Source organism: Parafrigoribacterium soli, from assembly GCF_040227235.1.
Lineage (GTDB): Bacteria > Actinomycetota > Actinomycetes > Actinomycetales > Microbacteriaceae > Parafrigoribacterium_A > Parafrigoribacterium_A soli.
In genome coordinates, this window is sequence record NZ_JBELNZ010000001.1 from 65,192 (window position 1) to 91,153 (window position 25,962).

Annotated in this window: 23 protein-coding genes; 11 read left to right on the forward strand and 12 right to left on the reverse strand. The window is 67.1% G+C overall.

Translation table 11 applies throughout. The features are described 5' to 3' along the window. Positions 1 to 49: 49 nt before the first annotated feature. On the forward strand, positions 50 to 1,336 hold the full coding sequence (locus ABUA37_RS00325; protein WP_349897113.1) for an MFS transporter: 1,287 nt from the start codon (positions 50 to 52) through the stop codon (positions 1,334 to 1,336). Here ABUA37_RS00325 and proB read toward each other — a convergent pair. From proB to ABUA37_RS00350, 5 genes are all read right to left on the reverse strand, one after another. After that, positions 1,319 to 2,161: a glutamate 5-kinase gene (proB, locus tag ABUA37_RS00330; protein WP_349897114.1), complete on the reverse strand. Its 843-nt coding sequence runs from the start codon at positions 2,159 to 2,161 to the stop codon at positions 1,319 to 1,321. The two genes, ABUA37_RS00325 and proB, sit on opposite strands and share 18 nt — an antisense overlap. Next, entirely contained in the window at positions 2,151 to 3,728 is a 1,578-nt protein-coding gene (obgE, locus tag ABUA37_RS00335) for a GTPase ObgE (protein ID WP_349897115.1), read from the reverse strand. The genes proB and obgE overlap by 11 nt, the downstream gene beginning before the upstream one ends. Before the next feature lie 151 nt (positions 3,729 to 3,879). Beyond that, a complete protein-coding gene (gene rpmA / locus ABUA37_RS00340) occupies positions 3,880 to 4,137 on the reverse strand; it encodes a 50S ribosomal protein L27 (protein WP_325520454.1) in 258 nt (85 codons plus the stop codon). A gap of 26 nt (positions 4,138 to 4,163) precedes the next feature. Then, positions 4,164 to 4,472: a 50S ribosomal protein L21 gene (rplU, locus tag ABUA37_RS00345; RefSeq protein WP_349897116.1), complete on the reverse strand. Its 309-nt coding sequence runs from the start codon at positions 4,470 to 4,472 to the stop codon at positions 4,164 to 4,166. Positions 4,473 to 4,573: 101 nt separating this feature from the next. Beyond that, positions 4,574 to 5,146: a hypothetical protein gene (locus tag ABUA37_RS00350; protein ID WP_349897117.1), complete on the reverse strand. Its 573-nt coding sequence runs from the start codon at positions 5,144 to 5,146 to the stop codon at positions 4,574 to 4,576. Between the two features lie 45 nt (positions 5,147 to 5,191). On the opposite strand from ABUA37_RS00350, the gene ABUA37_RS00355 reads away from it, so the two are divergent. Beyond that, positions 5,192 to 5,473 (forward strand): DUF4031 domain-containing protein, encoded by a 282-nt coding sequence (locus tag ABUA37_RS00355; RefSeq protein WP_349897118.1) that lies wholly within the window; start codon positions 5,192 to 5,194, stop codon positions 5,471 to 5,473. A gap of 44 nt (positions 5,474 to 5,517) precedes the next feature. On the opposite strand, the gene ABUA37_RS00360 is transcribed toward ABUA37_RS00355, so the two are convergent. Beyond that, the gene (locus ABUA37_RS00360) at positions 5,518 to 8,067 is read right to left on the reverse strand and encodes an Rne/Rng family ribonuclease (protein WP_349897119.1); all 2,550 of its coding nucleotides are present in this window, start codon (positions 8,065 to 8,067) and stop codon (positions 5,518 to 5,520) included. Positions 8,068 to 8,525: 458 nt separating this feature from the next. On the opposite strand from ABUA37_RS00360, the gene ABUA37_RS00365 reads away from it, so the two are divergent. From ABUA37_RS00365 to ABUA37_RS00375, 3 genes are all read left to right on the forward strand, one after another. After that, the gene (locus tag ABUA37_RS00365) at positions 8,526 to 9,524 is read left to right on the forward strand and encodes a vitamin K epoxide reductase family protein (RefSeq protein WP_349897120.1); all 999 of its coding nucleotides are present in this window, start codon (positions 8,526 to 8,528) and stop codon (positions 9,522 to 9,524) included. 103 nt (positions 9,525 to 9,627) lie between these two features. Next, a complete protein-coding gene (locus tag ABUA37_RS00370; protein WP_349897121.1) occupies positions 9,628 to 10,512 on the forward strand; it encodes a DsbA family protein in 885 nt (294 codons plus the stop codon). Positions 10,513 to 10,543: 31 nt separating this feature from the next. Beyond that, the gene (locus ABUA37_RS00375; RefSeq protein WP_349897122.1) at positions 10,544 to 11,434 is read left to right on the forward strand and encodes a DsbA family protein; all 891 of its coding nucleotides are present in this window, start codon (positions 10,544 to 10,546) and stop codon (positions 11,432 to 11,434) included. Positions 11,435 to 11,467: 33 nt separating this feature from the next. Here the strand turns inward: ABUA37_RS00375 and ndk are convergent, their stop codons facing one another. Genes ndk through ileS form a run of 4 tightly spaced genes read right to left on the reverse strand, consistent with a single transcriptional unit; the run spans position 11,468 to position 17,067 of the window. Continuing rightward, positions 11,468 to 11,890, reverse strand: coding sequence for a nucleoside-diphosphate kinase (gene ndk / locus ABUA37_RS00380; protein WP_349897123.1), 423 nt, complete (start codon positions 11,888 to 11,890; stop codon positions 11,468 to 11,470). Further along, positions 11,890 to 12,291: a DUF4233 domain-containing protein gene (locus tag ABUA37_RS00385; protein ID WP_349897124.1), complete on the reverse strand. Its 402-nt coding sequence runs from the start codon at positions 12,289 to 12,291 to the stop codon at positions 11,890 to 11,892. The genes ndk and ABUA37_RS00385 overlap by 1 nt, the downstream gene beginning before the upstream one ends. A 23-nt stretch (positions 12,292 to 12,314) precedes the next feature. Beyond that, positions 12,315 to 13,706, reverse strand: coding sequence for a bifunctional folylpolyglutamate synthase/dihydrofolate synthase (locus ABUA37_RS00390; RefSeq protein WP_349897125.1), 1,392 nt, complete (start codon positions 13,704 to 13,706; stop codon positions 12,315 to 12,317). Further along, entirely contained in the window at positions 13,699 to 17,067 is a 3,369-nt protein-coding gene (gene ileS / locus ABUA37_RS00395) for an isoleucine--tRNA ligase (RefSeq protein WP_349897126.1), read from the reverse strand. The genes ABUA37_RS00390 and ileS overlap by 8 nt, the downstream gene beginning before the upstream one ends. Positions 17,068 to 17,438: 371 nt before the next feature. Here ileS and ABUA37_RS00400 point away from each other — a divergent pair, with 371 nt between their 5' ends. Beyond that, positions 17,439 to 18,749 (forward strand): flavin monoamine oxidase family protein, encoded by a 1,311-nt coding sequence (locus ABUA37_RS00400; protein ID WP_349897127.1) that lies wholly within the window; start codon positions 17,439 to 17,441, stop codon positions 18,747 to 18,749. A 9-nt stretch (positions 18,750 to 18,758) separates the two neighbouring features. Here the strand turns inward: ABUA37_RS00400 and ABUA37_RS00405 are convergent, their stop codons facing one another. Then, positions 18,759 to 19,433 carry a Pr6Pr family membrane protein gene (locus ABUA37_RS00405; RefSeq protein ID WP_349897128.1) on the reverse strand — a complete coding sequence of 225 codons (675 nt, stop codon included), beginning with the start codon at positions 19,431 to 19,433 and terminating at the stop codon, positions 18,759 to 18,761. 91 nt (positions 19,434 to 19,524) lie between these two features. On the opposite strand from ABUA37_RS00405, the gene ABUA37_RS00410 reads away from it, so the two are divergent. Further along, positions 19,525 to 20,223, forward strand: a complete 699-nt coding sequence (locus ABUA37_RS00410) for a GntR family transcriptional regulator (protein WP_349897129.1) — start codon at positions 19,525 to 19,527, stop codon at positions 20,221 to 20,223. Here ABUA37_RS00410 and ABUA37_RS00415 read toward each other — a convergent pair. Beyond that, positions 20,162 to 20,797 carry a TetR/AcrR family transcriptional regulator gene (locus ABUA37_RS00415; protein WP_349897130.1) on the reverse strand — a complete coding sequence of 212 codons (636 nt, stop codon included), beginning with the start codon at positions 20,795 to 20,797 and terminating at the stop codon, positions 20,162 to 20,164. The genes ABUA37_RS00410 and ABUA37_RS00415 overlap by 62 nt on opposite strands. Positions 20,798 to 20,854: 57 nt before the next feature. On the opposite strand from ABUA37_RS00415, the gene ABUA37_RS00420 reads away from it, so the two are divergent. Genes ABUA37_RS00420 through ABUA37_RS00435 form a run of 4 tightly spaced genes read left to right on the forward strand, consistent with a single transcriptional unit; the run spans position 20,855 to position 25,840 of the window. Next, the gene (locus ABUA37_RS00420) at positions 20,855 to 22,495 is read left to right on the forward strand and encodes an ABC transporter substrate-binding protein (protein WP_407075336.1); all 1,641 of its coding nucleotides are present in this window, start codon (positions 20,855 to 20,857) and stop codon (positions 22,493 to 22,495) included. Then, on the forward strand, positions 22,480 to 23,463 hold the full coding sequence (locus ABUA37_RS00425; RefSeq protein WP_407075326.1) for an ABC transporter permease: 984 nt from the start codon (positions 22,480 to 22,482) through the stop codon (positions 23,461 to 23,463). Before ABUA37_RS00420 ends, ABUA37_RS00425 begins: the two co-directional genes overlap by 16 nt. Then, positions 23,460 to 24,263, forward strand: a complete 804-nt coding sequence (locus ABUA37_RS00430; RefSeq protein ID WP_349897132.1) for an ABC transporter permease — start codon at positions 23,460 to 23,462, stop codon at positions 24,261 to 24,263. Before ABUA37_RS00425 ends, ABUA37_RS00430 begins: the two co-directional genes overlap by 4 nt. Then, positions 24,260 to 25,840, forward strand: coding sequence for an ABC transporter ATP-binding protein (locus ABUA37_RS00435; RefSeq protein ID WP_349897133.1), 1,581 nt, complete (start codon positions 24,260 to 24,262; stop codon positions 25,838 to 25,840). The genes ABUA37_RS00430 and ABUA37_RS00435 overlap by 4 nt, the downstream gene beginning before the upstream one ends. The last annotated feature ends 122 nt before the right edge of the window (positions 25,841 to 25,962 follow it).

The window sequence follows — 25,962 nt, forward strand, 5'->3', positions numbered from 1 at the left end:
TGTAGGACGAAGTTTGGTATACCAGCTGGGCATACCCTAGAGTCGGCGGATGGACCAGCTGACTCGCTCGGGCGCACGCCGCTCCCCGAACACGGCACGAATCGCACACCGCCCGCGACCGTGGCTGATGCTCGGCATCGGGGTCGCCGCCCAGGCCTCGGGCACCTTCGTCGTCACCACCCCGGCGCTCCTCATTCCACTCCTGCACACCGAACTCGGACTCGGCCTTGCGCAGGCGGGCCTGCTCGCGGCGCTCCCGACGTTCGGAATGGTGCTTACGCTCGTGGCCTGGGGCGCCGTGACAGATCGTTTCGGCGAACGCTGGGTTCTGAGCGGCGGTCTCGCGCTCACCGCCCTCAGCACGGTAGCGGCGGCTGCCGCCTCCGTCGGGCTTCGCGACCAACCGGCCGCAACGATGCCATTGCTCGGGGTTTGTCTCGTCCTCGCCGGGATGTCCGCGGCATCCACCAACGCGGCGAGCGGCCGCGTGGTGATCGGCTGGTTCCCGGCCAGGCGTCGTGGACTCGCCATGGGCATCCGGCAGACCTGCCAGCCGCTCGGCGTGGCCGTCGCTGCCGTCACGGTGCCCACGCTCGCGGCCTCTACGGGCGCTGCTGCGGCGATCCTCGTCGGTGCCCTGCTCACCGCACTGTGCGCGGTGGCGTGTGCGCTGTGGATCGTGAATCCCATGCGCACGCCCGCACCTCGCGTCGCCGGTGCTGCTGTGAACCCCTACCGGGCAAGCGCCGCGCTTCTCCGGATCCACCTGGCGTCGGCGCTGCTCGTCGTGCCCCAGTTCACTCTGTCGATCTTCGGTCTCGTGTGGCTCGTGGCCGAGCAGCACTGGACTCCCCTCGCGGCCGGCACGCTGCTCGGGCTCGCACAGTTCGTCGGAGCTCTCGGGCGCATAGGCGTTGGCGTGCTCAGCGATCGGCTGGGCTCGCGGCTGCGACCACTGCGCTGGGTGGCGGCTTCGGCCGTGGTGACCATGGCCGGCGTGGGGCTCACCGGGTCGCACGCTCCTGCCGCACTCGTCGTCGCGGCCTACCTTCTCGCCAGCTGCGCGAGCGTCGCCGATAACGGGCTCGCCTACACCTCCGTCGCGGAGCTCGCCGGGATGGGGTGGGCGGGGCGCGCTCTCGGGGCGCAGAACACCGGACAGTTCCTCGCGGCGTCCGTGGTCGGGCCGGTCATGGGGGCGCTCATCACGGCGATCGGATATCCGCTCGCCTTCCTCGTCGCCGCCGCCGCACCACTCGCGGCACTCCCGATCGTGCCACCGATGAGCGTCGAAGCCGCGGAGCCAGGCGGCGCGGGGTTAGTCGGCGCTCGGTGACGCGTCGAACCAGGTGCCGACTGGTTCGCCGGTGAGCGCGGCAGCGACATCCGCCGTCGAAGCGAGCAGCACCGCGGTACCGGATCGGGCGGCGAGCTTCGCCGCGGCCACCTTGGTCGCCGCTCCCCCGGTGCCGACTCCGGTGTTGCCGATGCCGCCGAATTCGACTCCCGCGAGGTCGTCGTCCGCCGACACGCGATCAATGCGCTCGGCCCCGGCCTCGCTCGGCGGCCTCGTGTAGAGGGCGTCAACATCCGAGAGCAGCACGAGCAGTTCGGCGTGCACGAGCTGGGAGACGAGCGCCGCCAGCCTGTCGTTGTCGCCGAAGCGGATCTCGTGGGTGGCGACGGTGTCGTTCTCGTTCACGATCGGCAGAATGCGCAGGCCGAGCAGCCGCTCCATGGCCCGCCGCGCATTGCTGCGGTGGGTCGGGTTCTCGAGGTCGCCGGCGGTGAGCAACACCTGCCCAGCGACGATCTTGTAGCGGTCCAGGCTCTCCTGGTAGCGGTAGATGAGCACATTCTGCCCCACGGCCGCGGCGGCCTGCTGGGTGGCGAGGTCGGTGGGGCGTGCGTCGAGCTTGAGGTACGGGATGCCCGTCGCGATGGCGCCGGACGACACAAGGATCACTTCGACGCCGCGCCCGTGTGCGGCAGAGAGGGCATCGATGAGCGGGCCGATCTGAGCCGTGTTGAGCCCACTGACCGAGGAGGAACCGACCTTGACGACCACACGCCGCGCCTCGGGGATCTGCTCCCGCGAGGCGATGGTGCGCACAACGGTCAGAGTGCCGGTGTCGGTCGTGTGGGTTGTCTCAGTCGACATCTGTGGGCGAATCATCCTCGTGCTGGGTCTCGGCGCTGGCGTCGGCGGTCCGATTGATCGCGAAGCCCTCATCATCATTCCAGATGCCGGCCTCGCGCTCACGAATCAGCTCAGCCCGTGCCGCAGCTTTCGCGTCCATCCGCTCGAGGTAGTTCTGCCTGCGCGTCTTGTTCGTGGCGCGATCGTTCTGCACCAGCCGAGGATCTGTGCCACGAGGAGCGGTGAGCAACTCGGCCGTCGAGGTCAGCGTCGGCTCCCAGTCGAAGACCACACCGTGGCCGGGGCCGATGATGACGGTGGATCCGGCAACGGCGCCAGCCTTGAACAGCGCGTTCTCGACGCCGGCCTTGGCGAGGCGGTCGGCGAGGAACCCGATCGCCTCCTCGTTGGTGAAGTTGGTCTGGGCCACCCAGCGCTCGGGCTTTCCGCCGATGATGCGGTAGACGTTGCCGCCAGAGCCGCCCTCGACCTTCACCGTGAAGCCGGCGTCATCCGAGGCCTTCGGCCGCAGCACGATGCGAGGAGCGACCGGCTGCGCGGCCGCCGCGACACGGTCGGCCTGCACGAGCTCGCCCAGCGCATAGGACAGTTCGCGAAGCCCGTCGCGACTGACCGCGGAGACCTCGAAGACGCGGTATCCGCGGGACTCAAGCTCGGGCGTGACGAGGTCGGCGAGGTCGCGCCCCTCGGGCACATCGACCTTGTTGAGGGCGATGAGCTGCGGTCGTTCGACCAGGGGAACCTGGCCTTCCGGAACGGGATAGGCAGCGAGTTCGCCGAGGATGACGTCGAGATCGCTGATGGGGTCGCGGCCCGGATCGAGCGTGGCACAGTCCAGCACGTGCAACAGCGCGGTGCAGCGCTCGACGTGGCGCAGGAACTCAAGGCCGAGACCCTTGCCCTCGCTCGCTCCCTCGATCAGGCCGGGGACATCCGCCACGGTGTAGCGGGTCTCACCGGCCTGCACCACACCGAGGTTCGGGTGCAGGGTGGTGAACGGGTAGTCGGCGATCTTGGGCTTGGCGGCGGAAATCGCGGCGACGAGGCTCGACTTACCCGCCGAGGGGTAGCCGACGAAGGCGACATCGGCGACGACCTTCAGCTCGAGGAGGACATCGCCCTCCCAGCCCGGCGTGCCGAGCAGGGCGAACCCCGGTGCCTTGCGCTTCGTGGAGGCGAGTGCCGCGTTGCCGAGGCCGCCCTGGCCGCCCGGAGCGACGACGAATCGCATCCCCGGTTCGCTGAGGTCGATGAGCTGGTTGCCGTCGGTGTCCTTGACGACCGTGCCGACGGGGACCGAGAGCACGAGCTCCTCGCCGTCGCCACCGTTGCGGTGGTCGCCCATGCCAGGGCCGCCCTTATCGGACTTGCGATGCGGCGCGCGATGGAATCCGAGCAGCGTCGTGGTCTGCAGGTCGCTCTCGAGCACGATGTCGCCACCGTCTCCGCCATTACCACCGTCCGGACCGGCCAGCGGCTTGAACTTCTCACGCTTGACCGAGACGCAGCCATCGCCGCCGTCTCCGGCGTTGAGATGCAGTGTCACCTGGTCGACGAAGGTAGCCATGCTCGCGTCCCTTCTGCCGAATCCCGGCTGCTCACAGCTCTTGACTGTGGGCGTTACTCAAATATGTGTGTCCGCATCCGCGCGCCAACGATTGGCCGCTTAAAGAGTTCAGGCGAGCCGAAGCTCGCCAGAACCCGAACAACTGTGAAAATCAGGCGGGTACGTCCACGATGTTGACGACCTTGCGGCCGCCCTTGGCGCCGAACTCGACCGCACCGGCGGCGAGGGCGAACAGCGTGTCGTCTCCGCCACGGCCGACGTTGACGCCGGGGTGGAAGTGGGTGCCGCGCTGGCGGACGATGATCTCGCCCGCACCGACGACCTGGCCGCCGAAGCGCTTCACGCCGAGGCGCTGAGCGTTGGAGTCGCGACCGTTACGAGTGGAGCTTGCGCCCTTTTTGTGTGCCATTTCGAAAGTCCCTAAACGTGTGAGAGCTACTTGATGCTGGTGATCTTGACGCGGGTGAGCTCCTGGCGGTGGCCCTGGCGCTTCTTGTACCCGGTCTTGTTCTTGAACTTCTGGATGACGATCTTCGGGCCGCGCTCGTCGCCGACGACCTGCGCGGTCACCGTGACCTTCGCGAGATCCTTGGCGTCATGCGTGATGCTGCTGCCGTCGACGAGCAGCACGGGGGCCAGCTCGATATTTCCATCCTTGTCGGCCTTGATGCGGTCGAGCACGACAACCGTGCCAACCTCAACCTTTTCCTGCCGACCGCCGGCGCGCACAACTGCGTAAACCACTTGGTAACCCTAACTATGTGAGAGAAGTCTCTTGGCGCAGAACAGCGGGCTCAGCCCAGCACACACCAAGGGTCAATACTACTCGAAGATTCTCGAACCGGTCAAACCTCGGTCGAGGGGGCCGCTTCGCGCTCGAACATCGGGTGCCGAACGAGCCAACTCCACGTCAAGACTACGGCCAGAACGGTCAGCGGAAGGACATTAACGCCCTGACCGAGTGTCGACGAGACGGCGACAAGGAATGCGTTGCCCCCGTCGCGGAAGAACGAATCGGTGGCCTGTCCGAGGCTGTTGGAGAAGAAGTTCGCGTTGGCGAGCCACGACAGCATGCCCATCGCGAAGTACACCAGGAACGCGAGGACGACGCCGCCTGCCGCCGCGAGAAGCGATTGCGCGATCACACGGCCCAGTCGCAGCGCCGCGAACAACGGCGCGAACAGCCAGATCACGGCGAACACGCCCACGCTGTATGCAATGGTGACGAGCAGGAATCCCGGCGAAAGGAAGGCACCGAGCGCGCCAGCCTGGTAGCCCGCGCCCTGAAAGAGCGCCGTTACGTAGAAGACCATTCCGCTGACCAGTTGTGCCGCAAACGTGAACAGCAGGATGCCCGCCGCGACCATGACCGCCGGCAGCACGCGGCCGCGCTCAGCCAGACCCTCAAATCGTGACATCGCTTCGCTCCCGTCTCGACGGCGCCCATGTCTAGACTTTTGATCATGACCGTGTTGATCGATCAGCCTATCTGGCCGGCACACGGCACGGTCTGGGCGCATGTCGTGAGCGACAGCTCGCTTGAGGAGTTGCACGCCTTCGCCGCGGCCACGAATCTGCCTCGCCGCAGCTTCGACCTCGACCACTACGACGTGCCGGAGCACCGCTACGACGAACTCGTCGCGGCCGGCGCCGAGCCGGTGACGGTGCGCGGCCTGGTCACCCGACTACGGGCAAGCGGACTGCGCGTCTCCCAGCGCGATCGTCGTAGCATCGACGGCACTTAAACGAATCGCGGCCAACCCTTCGGCCGGCCGCGATCACGCTTGAATCAGCTCGGGGTGTCGGTGCTGCCCGGCGTGACCGTGCCAGCGCTCGAGGCGCGACGGGAGACCCTGGAGCGGCCTTGACCGGGCTGCTTGGGCTCGGGCAGAGCGTCGAGCACGGAGTCCAGGATCTGCTCCGCGTCGTGCGGGCTGATCTTGCGAGCTCCGCGAGCACTCTTCTTGACCGGGATGTCGAGGATCGCGATCGCGGCCTCCGCTGCGGCCACCGAGGCGGATTCCGCCTGGCTGGGCGGCGCATCCGTCGGCTGCACGTCGGTGGACGCCGCGGCCGCGGCTTGGGCCTCTGGCGCCTCGGAGACGGACGTCGTCGAACTTGACTGTCCGGCATCCGCGGAATCTTCGGCGCTCGACTCCGCAGCATGCGGAATCGTGCTCGCGGCGATCTGGGCGAGAGCGTTCTTCACGTCGTCGGTGATGGCGTGCGTTCCGCCGTTGCCGTTCTTGGGCTGCGAACCGGAAGATCCGTTTCGACCCGAGTCCGAGCCGTTGCCACCCTTGCCGCGCCCACGGCGCTGCTCGGGCTGTGCCGTCTGGCGGTGCTTGGTGACCGGATCGTGGCGCACGATGACACCGCGGCCTGCGCAAACCTCACAGGGCTCGCTGAAGGACTCCAACAGCCCGAGGCCGAGCTTCTTGCGGGTCATCTGCACGAGACCGAGCGAAGTGACCTCCGCCACCTGGTGCTTCGTGCGGTCACGACTGAGGCATTCCACGAGCCTGCGCAGTACGAGGTCTCGGTTCGACTCGAGCACCATGTCGATGAAGTCGACAACGATGATGCCACCGATGTCGCGCAGCCTGAGCTGGCGCACGATCTCCTCGGCCGCCTCAAGGTTGTTCTTGGTGACCGTCTCTTCGAGGTTGCCACCCGAACCGACGAACTTGCCGGTGTTGACGTCGACGACCGTCATCGCTTCGGTGCGGTCGATGACGAGCGAACCGCCCGACGGCAGCCAGACCTTGCGATCGAGCGCCTTCTCGATCTGCTCCGAAATGCGGTACTCGTCGAAGGAGTCCGCGGTGCCCTCGTACTTCTGGATGCGGTCGATGAGATCCGGAGCAACCTGCCCGAGGTAGGTCGAGATCGTGCTCTCGGCATCCTCACCGTCGATGACGAGCTTGTGGAAATCCTCGTTGAAGACGTCGCGCACGATCTTGACCAGCAGGTCGGGCTCGCTGTGCAACAGGGCCGGGGCCTGCACGGTCTCGAGGGCGGCGCTGATCTCTGCCCACTGCTTGGTGAGACGGCTGACGTCGAGGGTCAATTGCTCCTCGGTCGCACCTTCGGCGGCCGTGCGCACGATGACGCCGGCGTTCTCGGGGAGCACCTCCTTGAGGATCTTCTTGAGACGCGCGCGCTCGGTGTCCGGCAGCTTGCGGGAGATGCCGTTCATCGAACCATTGGGCACGTAGACGAGGTAGCGGCCCGGGAGCGAGACCTGGCTCGTGAGCCTCGCACCCTTGTGACCCACCGGGTCCTTGGTGACCTGAACGAGCACCTTGTCGCCCGGCTTCAGCGCGAGCTCGATGCGGCGCGCCTGGCTCTTGCCCTCGCTAGAGTTCTCGGCTGCGGCGTCCCAGTCCACCTCGCCGGAGTACAGCACGGCGTTGCGGCCGCGGCCGATGTCGACGAAGGCGGCCTCCATGCTCGGCAGCACGTTCTGCACGCGACCGAGATATACATTCCCGATGAGGGATGCGTCCTGCGACTTCGCGACATAGTGCTCGACGAGCACACCGTCTTCGAGCACGCCGATCTGGATGCGGTTGTGCTTGGAGCGCACGACCATCGCCCGGTCGACGCTCTCGCGCCTCGCGAGGAACTCGGCCTCGCTGATGACCGGACGACGGCGACCGGCGTCGCGCCCGTCACGCCTGCGCTGCTTCTTGGCCTCGAGCCTGGTTGAGCCCCGGACCCGCTGTGGTTCGTTGCTCGGCTCGGCCTGCTTGCGGGGGGTGCGAACCTTGACGACCGTGTTCGGCGGCGTGCTCTCGTCGTCCCCGCGATCCTCTTCTCCACTGCGACGACGGGCTCGGCGGCGCACCGTGGGCGAGTCGCCGTCATCGTGGCGATCGGGCGAGTCGTTTCCGCGCGAAGGGCGCTGCGGAAGCTCTGGAAGGTCGGGGGCCTGGAACAGCAGGGACGTCGTCGCCACGGCCCGGGTGGGCGTCGCAGCCGGAGCGCTCTTAGCCGAGCGGCCTCGTGGCTGCTTCTCGACGGGGTCGACGGCCGGTCCGTTGCCGACCGCTGCTTCGTCGCTCTGCGCCGCGGATGCCCCAGCGGAGCCGCGCTTGACCGGCGCCTTGCGTGCGGGGGCACTCTCCGTGCCGGCCTGCTCTGCCGGCTTGCTGACCGAGTCGGCTGGCGCCGAGACGGCGGCGGCAGATGGCTCTGTGACGCTGGGAACGTCCACCGAGGGCTGCGGCGCCGCTACTGCAGCATCCACCGCCTTCTTGCGCGAGCCGAACAGGCGTCCACGCTTTCTGCCGGTCTCACTGCTTCCTGAGGTGTTTGCTTCGTTTTTCTCCACCATCGCTGGTGCACTCCTAGCCCGCTGCGGGAATCCGCGCCACCCGCCGGGTACTCTCTCGTGCGGCTCTTCGCCTGGGCGAATCCCCGCTAATCCTTGACGTTCCAGAACCGGCCGCGCACTGCTCCACTGCTTGTGGCCGCGCTGCTCGTGATCGTCACTGCTGGTGTCGACCGCGGCTTGCGGTATGCGTTCCCTCTGGTTCTGCTCGTCTTCATCCGTGCTGTTCGGAACTGGCTATCCGACGCGTTTGTGTGACTCGACACGCGTTCCGCGGCGCACGCTGCGCCCACGGTGCTCCTCTTGTTGCACCCTGTCTGAACCATGTGTCGCATCCTCGCGGCCCGGTTTTATACCCGGTAAGCATTCTTGGTGTTGCTCCGAGCGCGGCTCGGGCAACTGAGTCGATTATCGCACGCATTGCCAGCATCCCGGCATTGACACCATGCAATAATCCGAGAGTGCCTCCGATTCTCACGCAGACAGACTCGAAACCGTCGGCGATCGCCCTGGCCCCTGTCGCGGGTCTCGGCGTGCTCATCTCTTTCCTGGCCACCGTTGCGGCTTTTCGAGGGATAGAGGCAGCGGGGGCCGGCTCATCACTCGTCGGCGCGAACAACGAACTCGGTTATCCGTCATCCGCTTTCGCACTCGTGGTGTTCGCCATCGTCCTCGCCGTATCCGCTGCCGAACTCTCGGGCGCGGCGCTGCGCGACGGCTGGCGACTCGCCGTGGTCGCGGTGCTGAGCATCGGCGTTCTCTTCGAGGTCTGGGTTCTGTACCTTGCGGTAATGGGGCCCGCCGTCACGGTCTTCCATGTGCTGGAACTGGTGCTGATGGCCGCCGCACTGGTGTTCGCGGTGCTCGCCGCACCTCGCGAGCGCACCGACTACGGCCTCGGGCTGTTCCTCATCGTGGCCGGCGTGGGCGGATTCTTCGCCGCGATGCGCCTCACCGTCGACAAGGTCGGCACCTTCATCGATCCGGCGACCGCGCCGAGCTGTGACCTCAGTGTTCTCGTGCAGTGCGGTAAGAACCTCGCATCCTGGCAGGGCTCGCTTTTCGGGTTCCCCAACCCGCTGCTCGGCGTGGGCGGATGGATCGCCGTGATCATGGTGGGGCTGATGGTGCTCAGCGGGCTGAAGTTCGGCCGCGGGTTCTGGCTCACCTTCAACGTCGGCGTGGCCGGCGCTCTCGCGCTCGTGTGCTGGCTGATCTACCAGAGCATCTTCTCGCTCGCCACGCTCTGCCCCTGGTGCATGGCCACCTGGTCCGTGACGATTCCGACCTTCTGGCTGGTCACGCTGTACAACCTCAAGAGCGGTCATATTCCCGTTCCAGAGCGAGCCCGCGCATTCTTCAGAGCCGCATATGGCTGGGTTCCCCTGCTGACCTTCACGTCCTACGTCATCGTGTTCGTCATCGCCCAGCTGCGACTCGACGTCATCCACCACTGGTAGCACGGGCCCTAAGCTGATTCACGGGCCACGGTCAGCCCACACCTGACACTATTTCTCTTGTTTACCCCTTACACAGCGGCACAGAAAGTGACGGATACGCCAGATGGCAACACCCGGCAATAACAGCAACCTCGGCAAGAAGGACCGCCGGGAGGCAGCACGCGAGAAGGCGCGCCAGGACCGCGAGGCCGAACGCAAGCGCACCAGGCGCAACAAGCTCTTCCTGCAGGGCGGCGTAGGGCTCGCCGTCATCGCCATCGCCGCGGTCGTCATGCTCGTCGTCGTCAACCAGCCGAAGCCGGTCGAGCTCTCGAGCAACACCGCTGGACCTGCCAACATGATCAGTGACGGCATCCTGCTCGCGGGCAACACCACCAAGGCGGTGGAGACGCCAGGCATCAAGAAGGGTGCCGATCCCGTTCCCACCGATCTGTCAAAGCACAGCGACACGGTGAACATCGTCACCTACATCGACTTCCAGTGCCCTGTCTGCCAGGCGTTCGAAGCCACCAATGGCCAGCAGATCAAGTCGTGGGTCGACAGCGGGCTCGCATCCGTCGAAATCCACCCCATCTCGATCCTCGACAACTCGTCCCTCGGCAACAAGTATTCGACGCGTTCTGCGAATGCCGCGGCCTGTGTTGCGCAGGAGCAGCCGCAGAACTTCTACGCCGTCATGCAGGCGTTGTTCGAGCATCAGCCGGCCGAATCGACCTCTGGCCGCACCGACGCCGAGATCCTCAAGGTGTTGAAGGATGCCGGGGCCAGCGGCGACAAGATCACCAGCTGCGTCAAGAAACAAGAGTTCGCGAACTGGGTGACAGCCGCGTCGGCGCGGGTGCAGACCGCGCCGTTCCCGAACACGGTGAAGCCGACCACCCTGCGCGGCACGCCCACAGTCTTCGTCGACGGCCAGCAGTACTCGGGCGGCGTGGACGACGCCCCGGCCTTCAAGGCATTCGTGGAAGGCATCGCCAAGGCGAAGTAGCACCAGCTCGCACAGCGACGAAGGGCACGAGATGTCAACGGCCGGCAGCACCAGCAATCGGGGCAAGAAGGACCGCCGCGAGGCGGCACGCGAGAAGGCGCGCCAGGACCGCGAAGCCGAACGCATCCGCACCAGGCGCAACAGGCTCTTCCTGCAGGGCGGCGTAGGGCTCGCCATCATCGCCATCGCCGCGATCGTCATGCTCGTCATCGTCAACCAGCCGAAGTCGGTCACTCCGTCGGGCAACGCGGCCGGGCCGGCCAACATGGCCAGCGACGGCATCCTGCTGAGCGGTCCGGAGCTTGCCGCCGTGCCCACCCCTGCAATCAAGGCGGGCGGTGATCCGATCGTGACGAAGCAGGATCGGAGCAAGCTCAACATCGTCACGTACACGGACTACCTGTGCCCGTACTGCCAGCAATTCGAGACGACGAACGCGGAGCAGATCACGCAGCTCGTGACGAGTGGCAAGGCCACGCTCGAGATTCACCCGCTCGCGAACCTGGACAGCCTGTCTCAGGGAACGCAGTATTCGGCCAGGTCCGCGAATGCCGCCGCCTGCGTCGCCAATACTGATCCCAACAACTTCTTCGCCGTGAATTCGGCGCTGTTCGCCAACCAGCCCGCAGAGAGCACGCCCGGCCTCAGCGACTCCAAGATCCTCTCAGTGCTCAAGGGAGCCGGCTCGAGCGGCGACGAGCTCAGTCAGTGCGTGAAGTCACAGAAGTTCGCCGCCTGGGTGGGCGCCGCGACCGCGCGAACCCGCAACGCGACGATCCCCAATTCGTCGCTCCGGACCGATTCCCGCGGTCTCGGCACGCCGACCGTGATTGTCAACGGCGTGCAGTGGCAGCCTGCGGGCGACGACCTGACGAATGCTGCGGCCTTCGCAGCGTTCCTGGATAAGGTGCCGACCGAGTAGACGCCGGTCGCTTCGACAGGCTCAGCGAACGAGTCAGGCGAACCAGAGGGCGAGCTCGCGCGCGGCGGACTCCGGCGAGTCCGAGCCGTGCACGAGGTTCTGCTGCACCTTCTCGCCCCAGTCACGGCCGAGGTCGCCGCGGATGGTGCCGGGGGCGGCGGTGCTCGGGTCGGTGGTGCCCGCGAGGGAACGGAAGCCCTCGATCACGCGATTGCCCGCAATGCGGAGCGCCACGATCGGACCGGACTCCATGAACTCGATCAGCGGCTCATAGAACGGCTTGCCCTCGTGCTCGGCATAGTGCGCGCCGAGCAGGTCGCGGTCGGCCTGCACGAGGCGCACGTCGACGAGCTGATAGCCCTTGGCCTCGATGCGGCGCAGGATCTCGCCGGTCAGGTTGCGGGCGACGCCATCCGGCTTCACCAGCACCAGGGTCTCTTCAACGGTGGTGGACATTATTGCTCCTCAGCATGGCTCGTGGACGGGAGGGTGGACGGTTCGGAGTCGGCGGTGGCGCGCAGGGCCGCGTTGCGGCGGTCGAGCCGCACACCGGTGATGAAGCAGTAGGTCCAGATGGCCGCGAAGCCCGCACCGATGAAAAACATCAGCGGCAGGAGGAACCCGAGCGCGACGAGACCGAGCTGCACGACCCAGCCCAGCCACACGCCCGAGCGGTACCGCAGCAGTCGGCTCACAACGAGCATTACGACGATGACCGCCGCTCCCCCGCCGAAGGCGACCGTGGGCCGCAGTACGTCGAAACGGAATACCGCAAGTGTCACAAAGAACATGAGCACGGCCTCGAGACCGAGCACGATCGACAGCAGCGACTCGGTCGCCGAACGCTCTCGACGCACCCGAGGCGCTCTTCCCGCTTCGGTCACCGCTTCCAGCCCTGCTCCTCGGCGAGCACGAGGGCGTCGCCGATCATGGTGATCGAACCGGTGACCAACACGGCCCTGCGCGGCGCCGCGGCGGCCCACGCCCGTGCCTCGCCGACCGCGGACTCGAGGTCCGCGAACTCGTGGCTCACGCCGCTCTCGGTGAGCTCCGCCACGAGTTCCTCGAGCCGCTCCGCGGGAATCGCCCGCTCGGAGCTCGACTGCGTCACCTGAAACCTCGTGGCGATCGGCGCGAGCTCGCGGATGATGCCGCGTGCATCCTTGTCGGCGAGGACCCCGAGCACGACGGTGACGTCGTCGAAGGTGAAGTAGGTGCCGATCGCGCTCGCGAGCGCCTTGGCGCCGTGCGGGTTGTGCGCGGCATCGATGATCACCGTCGGCTCGACGCCGATGACCTGCAGTCGTCCGGGAGACGTCGCCGTGGCGAGGCCCTCCTCCACGACGTCCTGCGCGAGCGCCTGGGTGCCGCCGCCGAGGAACGCCTCGACTGCCGCGATCGCGACGGTGGCGTTCTGCGCCTGGTGATCACCGAACAGCGGCAGGAACAGGTCGGCGTAGGTGCCGGCGAGACCCTTGACTGCGATGACCTGTCCGCCCACGGCGACGGAGTTGCTCAGGAGAGAGAAGGCCGTGCCCTGCACGGAAAGCGAGGACTCGGTGAGCTCTGCCGCGCGCTCCAGCTCGGCCAGGGCATCCGCGGTCTGAATGGCCGAGACGACGGATGCGGCGGGCTTGATGATGCCGGACTTGGTTCGCGCAATCTCGGCGATAGTGCTGCCGAGTCGCTTCGTGTGATCGAGCGCGATCGGGGTGAAGACGGCGACCTGGCCGTCTCCGACGTTGGTCGAATCCCACTCGCCGCCCATGCCGACCTCGATGACCGCGACGTCCACCGGGGCGTCCGCGAAGCTCGCGAAGGCGAGGGCGGTGAAGGCCTCGAAAAAGGTCAGCCGGGCCTCACCTGCCGCATCGAGCTCCGCATCCACCATCGCGACGTACGGCTGAATGTCCTGCCAGTTGTTCACGAGGCTCTCGTTCGAGATCGGCTCGCCGTCGATCACGATGCGCTCGTTGACACGCACGAGGTGCGGGCTCGTCAGCAGTCCCGTGCGCAGGCCGTGAGCGCGCAGGATGCTCTCGATCATGCGGCTCGTGCTCGTCTTGCCGTTGGTGCCCGTGATGTGCACGATCGGGTACGCCCGCTGCGGGTCACCGAGCAACTCCACGACGCGCCTGGTCGGGGCGAGCCTCGGCTGAAGGCCGAGTTCGCCGACCCGGTCGAGCAGGTCCTGATAGACGCGATCGGCATCGTTCTGGAACAGGGCGTCGTCGCTCAGCTCCGGGTCGTGTGCATCGTGATTCTTAGACATTCGTGACCGATCCCATGATCTTCAGCTCGACGACCACCTCGTGCGAGTTCGCATATTGTGCCGCTTTCACCACTGAACGATACGCGTCAACGGTGCCATTCAGCGCGGCGAGGGCTTCGGCACTGCCGCTCTTGCCGTCAGCCGCGAGGATCCCGAACTGCGCGGCGAGCGTCTCGCTTGCGATCATGTCGCCGAACGGTTCGACGGCGGCAGCCTCGTCCCGGGAATCGAAGAACAGTGTGAGGGCGATGCGGTCGCTCACGTCGAGCTTCGCCGCCTTGCGGCTGTCCTGAACCGCCCGCACGAGGTCGCGAGCGAGACCCTCGGCCTCGAGTTCCGGTGTCGTGACGGTGTCGAGCAGCTCGAAGCCGCCGCCCGGCAGGAACGCGATCGCGCGCGCGTCGCCGGAGGCCTGCGGCTCGAGTTCGTACTCCTCGGGCAGCAGCTCGAAGCCGCCGACGGTGACGACTCCCTCTCGCTCGGACCAGTCGCCCGACTTGGCGGCGGCGATGACCCGCTGCACGTCCTTGCCGATGCGCGGGCCGAGCGCGCGTGCGTTGACGGTGAGCTTGTTGCTGATGCCGAACTCGCCGAGACTCTCGGACGTCAGGTCACGCAGCTCGACGCTCTTCACGTTCAGCTCATCGCTCAGGATGTCGGCGAAGGGCTCGAGGGAACTCGCGTTCTCAACCACCACGGTCAGCGCCGCGAGCGGCAGCCGCACGCGCAGGCCCCGAGCCTTGCGCAGGGCGAGACCCGAGGATGCGACCTGGCGCACGCGGTCCATGGCGTCGACGAGCTCGTCCGCCCGCGGGAAGAGCGCGGCATCCGGCCAGTCGAGCAGGTGCACGCTGCGGCCGCCGGTGAGCCCCTTCCAGATCTGCTCCGTCACGAGCGGAAGGAGTGGGGCCGCGACCCTCGTGAGGGTTTCGAGCACGGTGTACAGGGTGTCGAAGGCGTCGGCGCTCTCGCCTGCCCAGAATCGATCCCGGCTCCTGCGCACATACCAATTGGTGAGCACGTCGCCGAAGTCACGCAGCTTCACCGCGGCGAGCGGCGAGTCCAGCGCGTCGAGGTCTGCCGTCACCTCCTCGATGAGCCTGCGGGTCTTGGCCAGGAGGTAGCGGTCGAGCACGTCGGTGGAGTCGGTGCGCCAGGTGGCTTCGTAGCCCGCGGATGTTCGCCCTTCGACAGGCTCAGGGCCCACGGCGTTGGCGGCGTTGGCGTAGAGGCTGAAGAAGTAGTAGCTGTTCCAGAGCGGCAGCAGCAGCTGGCGCACTCCCTCGCGGATTCCCTCCTCGGTCACGACGAGGTTTCCGCCACGGATGACGGAGGACGACATGAGGAACCAGCGCATCGCATCCGCGCCGTCCCTGTCGAAGACCTCGGAGACATCCGGATAATTACGCAGCGACTTCGACATCTTCTGGCCGTCGCTGCCGAGCACGATGCCGTGGCTGATCACGTTGGTGAAGGCAGGCCGATCGAACAGCGCCGTGGAGAGCACGTGCAGGAGGTAGAACCACCCGCGCGTCTGCCCGATGTATTCGACGATGAAGTCCGCCGGGTTGTGGGTGTCGAACCACTCCTCGTTCTCGAAGGGATAGTGCACCTGGGCGAACGGCATGGAGCCCGAATCGAACCAGACGTCGAAGACGTCCTCGATGCGACGCATGGTGGATGCGCCGCTCGGGTCGTCGGGGTTGGGCCTGGTCAGCTCGTCGATGAACGGGCGGTGCAGGTCGGGTTCGCCGTCCGCATTGGTCGGCAGCGTGCCGAAGTCGCGCTCAAGCTCCGCGAGCGAACCGTAGACGTCGACCCGCGGGAACCTCGGGTCGTCGCTCTTCCAGATCGGGATCGGCGAGCCCCAGTAGCGGTTGCGCGAGATCGACCAGTCGCGAGCACCGGCGATCCACTTGCCGAACTGGCCGTCCTTGACGTTCTCGGGCACCCAGGTGATCTCCTGGTTGAGCTCGCCCATGCGATCGCGGAACTCGGTGACCCGGATGAACCAGCTCGAGACCGCCTTGTAGATGAGCGGGTTGCGACAGCGCCAGCAGTGCGGGTAGCTGTGCTCGTAGCTCGCGACCCGCAGCAGTCGACCGTCTGCGCGCAGTCGCTGCGTGATCGGCTTGTTCGCGTCGAAGACCTGGAGCCCTGCGATCTCGCCGAACATCGGCAGGAATTTGCCACCGTCGTCGACCGACACGATCACCGGGATGTCCGCCTCGGCGCAGGTGAGCTGGTCGTCTTCACCGTAAGCAGGCGCCTGGTGCACGATGCCGGTGCCCTCGCCCGTGGCCACGTACTCGGCCACGAGGATCTGCCAGGCGTTGGCCGTGCCCCAGGTGTCGACATCCGCGTAGTAGTCCCAGAGCGGTTCGTAGCGCACACCGCCGAGTTCGCGGCCCGTGAGCGAGCGGCTGACCGCGGCGAGCGCGTCCCCCGGCGTCGCATAGCCGAGGTCCTTGGCGTACGCGGCGATCGTGTCGTTCGCCAGCAGATACTGGGTGGTGCCGGCAGCCGAACCGTCGGCCGCACCCTGCGGCCCGGACGGCACCAGCGAATAGCGGATGTCGGGCCCGACGGCGAGCGCGAGGTTGGTCGGCAGTGTCCACGGCGTCGTCGTCCAGGCGAGAGCTCGCACGCCGACCAGACCGAGGTCCTCGGCCTTCGATCCCGTCAGCGGGAAGGTGACCGTGACCGTCTGGTCCTGGCGCATCTTGTAGACGTCGTCGTCCATCCGAAGTTCGTGGTTCGACAGCGGTGTCTCGTCGTGCCAGCAGTACGGCAGCACCCGAAAGCCCTCGTAGGCGAGGCCCTTGTCGTAGAGACGCTTGAAAGCCCACAGCACGGACTCCATGAACGTGACGTCGAGAGTCTTGTAATCGTTCTCGAAGTCGACCCAGCGCGCCATGCGGGTGACGTACTCCTCCCACTCCTTCGTGTAGGCGAGCACCGAGCCGCGCGCGGCGTGGTTGAACGCCTCGATGCCCATCTCCTCGATCTGCGACTTCTCGGTGATGCCGAGCTGACGCATGGCCTCGAGCTCGGCGGGCAAGCCGTGGGTGTCCCAGCCGAAGCGCCTGTGCACCTGCTTGCCGCGCATCGTCTGGTAGCGCGGAAAGAGGTCCTTGGCGTAGCCGGTGAGCAGGTGCCCGTAGTGCGGCAGGCCGTTGGCGAAGGGCGGGCCGTCGTAGAAGACCCACTCCTCGCAGCCCTCGCGCTGCTCGACGGAGGCCTGGAAGGTGTCGTCCCGCTTCCAGAAGGCGAGGATGCCCTGCTCGATCGCGGGAAAGCTCGGTGAGGGACTCAGCGGTTCTGCTGGCGCGCCGTCGGCGGATCCGCGTGGGTAGGTCATGTCGCTCCTCGTAGTCATTCCTGACGAGGACGACAGGTGCTCGAGCGCTCCTGCCGCGGTACCACCCCGCTTGCCGACGCTCCGCTCTCGCAGTGCGGTTCGGCCGCTTGTTCCTTGGCTGTGACGGGCCAGTCCCGTTCGGTTCTACGAGTGCCCGCCGCGCCCGCGCATCCGCGATCAACGACAAGGACTTTTCTTCCGAAGGCTCCCCGGTGATGGCCGGATCAAAGCCGCTGGATCAATTCTAGTAGTCTGGCGCAGAGATGTCCTTCACTCGTCGCAGCTTCCTTCTCGGGGCAGGTTCAGGCTTGTCCCTCCTGGTGCTGTCGGCCTGCGTCGACGAGAAGCCGACCCCCTCCCCGACTCCGACGGTGACCAGAACCCCCCTCGGGCTTCCCGCACCCGTGGGTTTCGCCCGGAGTTCCTGGTCTAAGGACCCGTACTCGCTCGGCTCGCACAGCTACATGAAGGTGGGGGCGACGCCGGAGCATCGCGATTCCCTGCGCCAGCCCATCCTTGATCGCGTCTTCTTTGCCGGCGAGGCGACCTCGAGCGACGCCCCCGGAACCGTGCTCGGAGCGCTGCACTCCGGATCCCGCGCGGCGAGCGACCTGTCGATCGTGGCGAAGCGTGGCGAGCGCATCGCGGTGATCGGGGCAGGGATCGCGGGCGCCGAGGCCGCACGAGCACTCGCCCAGGATGACTTCGAGGTGATCGTCGTCGAAGCTCGCAAGCGAGTGGGCGGACGCATCCAGACGGCGGCCCCGAAGGCCGAGGACACAAACGGCTGGCCGGTTCCCGTTGAACTCGGAGCCTGGCGCGTGGGATCGTCCGATGACGAACTGCTGTCCAAGCTGAGCGAGCTCGCGATCGCGACGGAGTCGATCAAGTCGAGGACCTTCGTCTCCCCCACCGCCCAGGCCAAGAGTTACCCTGCAGGCGCCACCGCTCTGAAGGCCAGCGTCGACTGGGCGACCCAGCAACCCCAGGATGTCTCGGTCGCGGACGCGCTCGACCAGTCGGGGGCGGCCAAGACCGCGGAGGGCGCCGCGCCGAAGGGCTTTGACGGCCAGGCGATGCTCGAGCAGTATCTCGAGTCGCTGGCGACGACATCCGGAGCCACTGCGGCGCAGCTGTCGAGCTGGTACGGAGCGGAGCAGGCTGCGAGCGATCAGGCCGCGAGCTCCCAGGTGGTGACCGGCGGCTACGAGCTTCTCGTCAAGGACGCGCTGAAAGACGTCAAGACCTACCTCTCCACGGTGGTGGCCGAGATCAGCTACACCGAGTCGGGCGTGAGCCTGAGGCTCGGCACGGGCGAGTCCCTGCGGGTCGACCGTGTCGTCGTGACTGTACCGCTCGGCGTGCTCAAGAAATCGAGCATCAAGTTCTCACCGCTGCTGCCGCTCACCCATCGAACGGCGATCGCGGCACTCGGGGTCGGCACCGTCGATGCGGTGTGGTTGCGCTTCGACAAGAAGTTCTGGACGAGCGACGCGGCGGTCTGGAACCTCGTCGGCACGGACGACGACATCACGACCTGGATCAATCTTGAGCCCGCCACCTCGGAACCCGTGCTCGTCGGGCTCGTCGGCGGTGACGCCGCGCTGCGCGTGGCAAAGCTCAGCGACGATCAGCTCAAGGCCAGCGCGATGCTTGCGCTCCGACCCTTCGCAGGCGACTGACGCGACCGCTCACTGACTCGACAGTCGCTCCAGCAGAGGCCGCGGTCGTGCCAGCATCACGACAAGCGATGAGATCGCGGCGAAGGATGCGAGGGCGATGCCGCCGAGCAGGAGAAACTCGCCGACACTGCCCACCTGCGCTGGGTCGAGGAAGAAGTAGGGGTACCAGCCGACGAAGGAGCCCCGGATGAGCGTGACGAGCCCCCAGATCGCCGTGAAGCCGGTGACGAAGTAGACGGTTCTCCACGGTGCCCTGCCGCGGCCTGGAGAACTCACCCACTCCAGCAGGGCGAGCGCGGGGAGCCAGAAATGCAGCACCTGGTCGGACCACGGCACGTCGAGCGGCAGTCCCCGCACGCCCGCCTGCTCGATGAGAAGTGCGAACACCGCACCGGCGGAGACCGTGCAGCTGAGCACGGTGGCGCGCGCGGTCGTGATCCACGCGGGCTCTCGCGCACGGCGGAGTGCGACGATACCGGCCGTGATCGTGACCACGGCGAAGGCGAGATTGCTCTGGATGGTGAGGTACGCGAAGAAGTTCGAGGCCGTGAAAGTGACGGAACCAAGACCCCAGATGAATCGCGCGATCAGGGCGGCGACGCACACCCCCGCACCGACGAGGCGAACGATGCCCACCGTCGCACGCACGGTCGCCGGGTTAACGGACGTCGTGCGCTTCACCACCGTTCAGTCCACCTCCGCTGCGACGCGCGGGTGTTCGCATCGCCACTGGCAGTCTACGAAGCTTGGCGGCCGACTCCCGTATCCTTGGGCTGTGCCGGACGCCTCCCAGACCACACTGCTCTACGAGAGCCTGCGTCTGGCGATCCTCAATCTCGACCTCGCACCCGGGCAGCGCCTCACCGAGCGAGGGCTGGAGGCGGAGTTCAACGCCTCGCGCACGCCGGTGCGCGCTGCACTGGCCAAGCTAGAAGGCGAGGGCCTCGCGCAGCGCTTGGGTCGCGGTTGGATCGTCTCCCCGATCGATCTCGATGAGCTCGAGGCTCTCGCGGAGTTTCGCGAGACGATCGAGAGCGCGGTCGTGCGCCTCGCGCTCGAGCGAGCGACGGATGCGGAACTGCGCGCGCTCGAGGCCCAGCTTCGCGAGCCTAAGGCGAGCGAAGCGCCGGACGACACTCGGATTGGACCCGACTTCCACGTCGAGCTGGCGAAGCTGAGTGGCAACCACTTTCTCCTGAGCGCGGTCGAGGGCATCATGACGAGGCTCGCGCGCACCCGATGGCTCGAGGTGCGCGTCACCTCCGGCGGCGAAGAGGCGGGCAACGAGCACGAGGACATCCTGCGAGCCCTGATCGCGCGGGACACCGGCACGGCCACGGAACTCGCGCTCGCTCACATCCGTCACACCATGCAGAGGGTCACCGACTCCCTGCGCACCAACCGCAGGGGTTTTACCGCGCGCGGGATGTCGATCGTCGGGGAACGGACTCCACCGCAGCAGCCACGCCGCTGACGACGAGGTCGAATGCCTCCGCGACGTAGTCCGCGAGCGGCCTGCGCGAGATCCCATCCCGTGCCCAGCTCTGCCACGCGGCGGAGATGGCTCCCGCGAGCGCGTTCGAACTCGCGACGATGATCAGTTCGCCTCGCGCGGCGCCGAGGCGCGGAGCGAGGAAGCCGGCCAGCACATCCGCTCGCCTGGCGAACCTGGCCAGACCGGACCCCACCGCCTCCCCCTGGCTGCCCATGACCTCGCCCTGGGTGAGGGCGAGTGGCACACGGTCCGCACCCACCTCTGCGGCCACCCTGATGATGACCTCACGCAGTGCGGGCAGGGGCGGCTCACCGGGCGGAACCGCGTCGAGTTCGTCCCGAAGGCGATCGATTCCGGCATCCACCTCGAGCCAGAGCAGGTCGCTCTTGGCCTCGAAGTAGTTGAAAAAAGTGTTGCGGCTCACGCCCGCGCGCTGCGTGATCTGCTCGATCGTCGTGGCCGCGTAGCCGCGTTCGAGAAAGAGCTCGAGTGCCGCGTCTTCGAGGGTGTCGCGGGACGACGAGCGCGGACGACCGACCGATTCGTGTCTCATGGCGACCTTCACCTCGTTTCTGGGCAATAATGTACTCGGACCAATAATAGAAGAAAGCTGACCGTGAAACGCATCATCCCCACCCTTGTCGGTATCGCCTCCATTGCCATTCTCGTTGCGGGGTGCAGCACGACGGCCCCCGCGGACACGAGCGCAACGCCCCGCTCGGGCGGAACGCTCGTCTACGCCAGCGGTGACGCGGAACCCACCTGCCTGGACCCACACGTCGGCGGCAACTACCCGCAGGCGCTCGTCGCGACCCAGTATCTCGAGTCGCTCGTGTCGAAGAACGCCAAGGGCGACATCGTTCCGTGGCTTGCCAGTAGCTGGAAAGAGGCATCGGACGGCCTGAGCTGGGACTTCACGCTCCGCAAGGGTGTGAAGTTCACCGATGGAACGCCCCTGACCTCGGAAGCCGTGGCCGCGAACATCGCGCACCTGCAGAATCCGAAGACCGCCTCATCCACCGGCTATCTCGCGCTGGCCAAGGTCACCAACGTGACGCCCGTCGACACGCTGACCGCACGCATCACCCTCAGCAAGCCTGACAGCGCGCTGCTGGACTCGCTCTCGCAGCCGTGGCTCGCCATCGAGTCGCCCACCGCACTCAAGCGCAGCCAGGAGGTGAACTGCGAATCCCCCGTCGGCACCGGTCCGTTCATGGTGAAGAAGTGGGATCGGCAGCAGTCGATCACCCTGGTGCGCAACGACGACTACACCTCGCCACCCGCGGATGCCGCACACAAGGGTGCGGCATACCTCACGTCGATCGACTGGCGCTTCCTTCCCGACTCGGCCTCCCGCTATGCCGCCCTGCAGGCCGGCACCGTCGACGTGATCGACAACGCACAGCCAGACACCATCGTCGCCGCCGAGAAGACGAAGACCCTCAAGCACGTCAACGCGCCGAGGCCCGGCGCATCCAACCGTCTCGAACTGAACTCGAGCATCGCGCCCTTCAATGACAAGCTCGTGCGCGAAGCCTTCATCCGCGCCGCCGACGTCAACGACGGCATCACAAGTCTGTTCTTCGGAACGGCGAAGCGCTCCTATTCCGCGCTGTCGAGCGTCGAAAAGGCCGGATACTCGGAACCGTCGCTGTTCGACTACGACCAGAAGGCGGCGGCACAGCTGCTCGACCAGGCCGGATGGAGCCAGAAGAACGCGGACGGCTACCGCGTGAAGGACGGCAAGGTGCTCGAGCTGAGCTTCCCGGTCAGCACCAATCAGTCGATCCCTGCCGAGCAGTCGCTCTTCGAGCAGTTGCAGGCGAGCACCAAGAAGGTCGGGTTCAAGGTGGACCTGCACCCCCTCGACCTGGCCAGCTGGTACGGAGCACTGGGCAAGAACAACTACAACCTCGTGAGCGCCCCGTACACCAAGGTCGGCCCGGATGTGCTGCGCATCCTGTTCGACTCCGATGGCACGGTTCCCGCCCCGAGCGGGTACTTCGCGAACCACGCCCAGATCAAGGACCCGGCGCTCGACGCGCTCCTCGTCGAGGCGAGCGAGTCCTCGGACCAGGCGCAGCGCGCGGAGCTGTACAAGAAGGCACAGAAGATCGTGCTCGAGGGCTACTACATCCTGCCGCTCTACGACCAGCAGAACCACTACCTGCTGGCTGAAAAGGTGGAGGGCTTCCGGGCGCTGCCGTCGGTGTCCACCCCCGTGCTCTACGACGCGTGGTTGCGCCACTGATCGATGCGGCACCGCCAGCGGTCCGACATCCGGGCCGCTGGCTGCCCTGGCTCGTGGCGAGGCTCGGCGGTGTCGTCTTCGTTCTGTGGGCGGTGGCCACCGTCACGTTCTTTGCGATCCGCCTGATCCCGGGCGACCCCGCGGAGGCGATCCTCGGCGGACCCGGCTCGCAGGCCAGCGCGCAGGCGCTGGCGCAGGCACGCGCTGACTACGGACTCGACCAGCCACTCATCATCCAGTACCTCGTCTACATCGGCAGGCTCGCCACGGGCGACCTCGGCCAGTCATATTCGCTGCACAAGTCGGTCGTCTCCGTGATCGGGGAGAACATCGGCGGGACCCTTCTGCTCGCGCTGTTCTCCCTCCTGCTCGGGGCACTCATCGCGCTCGGGCTCGCCGCGTGGTCCATGCGCGCGGGGAGGCTTGCAGCGTGGATCGGCTCGCTGCTCGAGATCGTCGCAGCGGCCGTCCCCCACTTCTGGCTCGCCATTTCGCTCATCCTGCTGTTCAGCACGACGCTCGCATGGCTTCCTCCGGTGAGCGTCCCCGGCGCCCTCGGCTATGTGCTCCCCGTCGTCACGCTCGGGGTTCCGCTCGCCGGCTTCCTCGCCCAGGTGATGCGGGACTCCATGCTTGACGCTCTCGCCTCACCGTTCGTGCTGGCCGCACGCGCACGCGGAGAGACCGAGAGTGGAGTGTTCTGGCGACACGTGCTGCGACACGCGGCGCTCCCCGCCATCGGGCTCGCGGGCTGGGCGTTCGGCTCCCTCATCAGCGGGGCAGTCATCGTCGAGACGATCTTCGCGAGAGCCGGGCTCGGCCGCAGCCTGCTTTCCGCGGTGCAACTCCGCGACGTTCCCCTCGTCGTGGGCATCGTGCTCGTCGTCGCGGCCGGCTACATTCTCATGACGACGCTCACCGACCTTGCCGATCGTCTCGTCGATCCCCGGCGCAGGAGTCACGGATGACCCGGTCGCGCCCGGCCGAGATCGTCGCGGTCGTCATACTCGCGGTCCTCGCCGTCGCGGCTCTCGCACCCGCCGTCCTCGCCCCGGCCGACCCGCTCGCGGTGCACCCGACCGCGGGCTTCCTGCCGCCGTCACTGTCGCACCTCTTCGGCACGGACGAGTCCGGCCGCGACATCTTCACCCGCGTCATCCACGGCACCGGTCCATCGCTGCTCATCGGCCTGTCGGCCACCGCCATCGGCGTCGGACTCGCGCTCGTGCTCGGCCTACTCGCGGGACTCGGGCCACGCTGGCTCGACTTCGGAACCACCCGGTTCATCGAGGTGCTGTTCGCGTTTCCCGGCCTCCTCCTCGCCCTCCTGGTCATCGTCATCTACGGGCCCGGTGCCGTGACCTCCACGATCGCCGTCGGGCTCGCGACAGCACCGGGCTATGCACGCATCATCCGCAGCCAGGTGCTCGTCGTGAAGAACGCGCCATATATCGAGGCCGCCGTGGTGCTGGGCAGGAGCCGCAGCTACCGCGTGGTCCATCACCTCCTGCCGAACGTGGCCGGTGCGCTGTTCGTGTTGGTGACCCTCGGCATCGGCCAGTCGATCGTCTGGGCGTCGTCGCTCAGTTATCTCGGCCTTGGTGCCGTGCCGCCCACGGCGGAGTGGGGTGCCATGCTGTCCGCTGGGCGCACCTACATCACGTCGTTCTGGTGGATGACCTTCTTCCCCGGAGTGTTCATCGTGCTGAGCGCTGCCGCGACAACGATCCTCGGGCGAAGCCTGCAACAGAGGGTGAGGTCGTCGTGAACCCGCTCCTGGAGGTCGAGGATCTCTCGATCGCGTTCGGCGCCCGCACGGTGGTGTCCGGCGTCTCCTTCTCGCTCGAGGCCGGCGAATGCCTCGCCATCGTCGGCGAATCCGGTTCGGGCAAGAGCGTCACGGCGCGCGCCCTCCTCGGCCTCGCGGGCGAGGGATCGCGCGTGCGGGCTACCACGATGCGCTTCGACGACACGGCCATCCTGGATGCCTCGCCGCAGCGGCTGCGCTCCCTGCGCGGCCGGGAGATCGGCCTCGTCTCGCAGGGCGCCCTGGTCGCGCTCGACCCGCTGCGGCCGATCGGACGCGAGGTCGCTGACGCGCTGCGGCTGCACACGTCGATGACCGCTGCGCAGCGCGCCGACCGCGCGATCGAACTGCTCGCCGAGGCGGGATTGCCCGAGCCCGAACTGCGATACGGTCAGCGCCCGGACGAGCTCTCCGGCGGGATGCGGCAGCGAGCGGTGATCGCGTCCGCCATCGCCATGAGGCCTCGGCTGCTGATCGCCGACGAACCGACGACCGCCCTCGACACGACGGTGCAGGCGCGCATCCTCGAACTGCTGGAACGGCTGAGGGCGCAGGGTGCCGCCATCCTGTTGATCAGCCACGATCTCGCCGTCGTGAGCAGGATCGCCTCCCGCATCGCGGTCATGCAGGGCGGCTCGATCGTGGAGGCCGGGACGACCGAGAATGTACTCTCCTCACCACAGCATCCGTATACCCGCAGCCTCATCGCCGCGGTTCCCGCGAGTCGTCCGCGAGGCAGCCTGCTCGGATCCGGTGACCTGACGCCGGCTCCCGCGCCAGAGCCTCCGACAACTGAGGCTGTACTGGTTGCCCGCGGTGTCAGCCTGCGCTTCGGTCCCAGACAGGCTGTGCACGACGTGAGCCTTAGCCTGCGTCGCGGGACGACGCTCGGCATCGTGGGCGAGTCCGGCTCGGGCAAGACCACCCTTGCCAGACTCTGCCTCGCGCTGGCGCGCCCCGACTCGGGTGACGTCGAGGTCCTGGGTGCTCCATGGTCATCGCTCTCCGAGCGCGAGCGTCGCGCGGGCAGAAGGCGCATCGGCGCCATCTACCAGGACGCGCTCAGCTCCTTCGACCCACGCTTCACCGTTGGACAGATCCTCGCGGATGCCCTGAGCGGCGGCCGCACGCGGCGAGCGGGCGCCGAGGTCAACGAGCTTCTCGAGCAGGTCGGACTCGCTCCCGAGCTTGCCCGCCGCCGCCCCAGACTGCTCTCGGGAGGCCAGCAGCAGCGCGTCGCGATCGCACGAGCCATCGCACCGTGGCCGGACATCCTGGTCTGCGATGAACCCGTCTCGAGTCTCGACGTGCTCGTGCAAGCCCAGGTGCTCGACCTGCTCGACGAGATTCAGCGCGCCCGCGGCCTCAGCTACCTCTTCATCAGTCACGACCTCGGTGTGGTGCGGCACATGAGCGACTCCGTGCTCGTGATGCGGCACGGCCGAGTGGTCGAGTCGGGGCCGACGGAGGACGTGTTCTCGGCTCCCCGGCACGATTACACCCGCGAGCTCATCGCCGCGGCACCGAGACTGACCTGAGGATCAATGCTCGCACCCACCACCCTCTCGTGCGCGGGCGCTCGGCTAGCATGGAGACCACAACCCCACACTCAGGCACCTCTTCACCGACACGGTGCCGCACATATCGAACCGGAGAACAC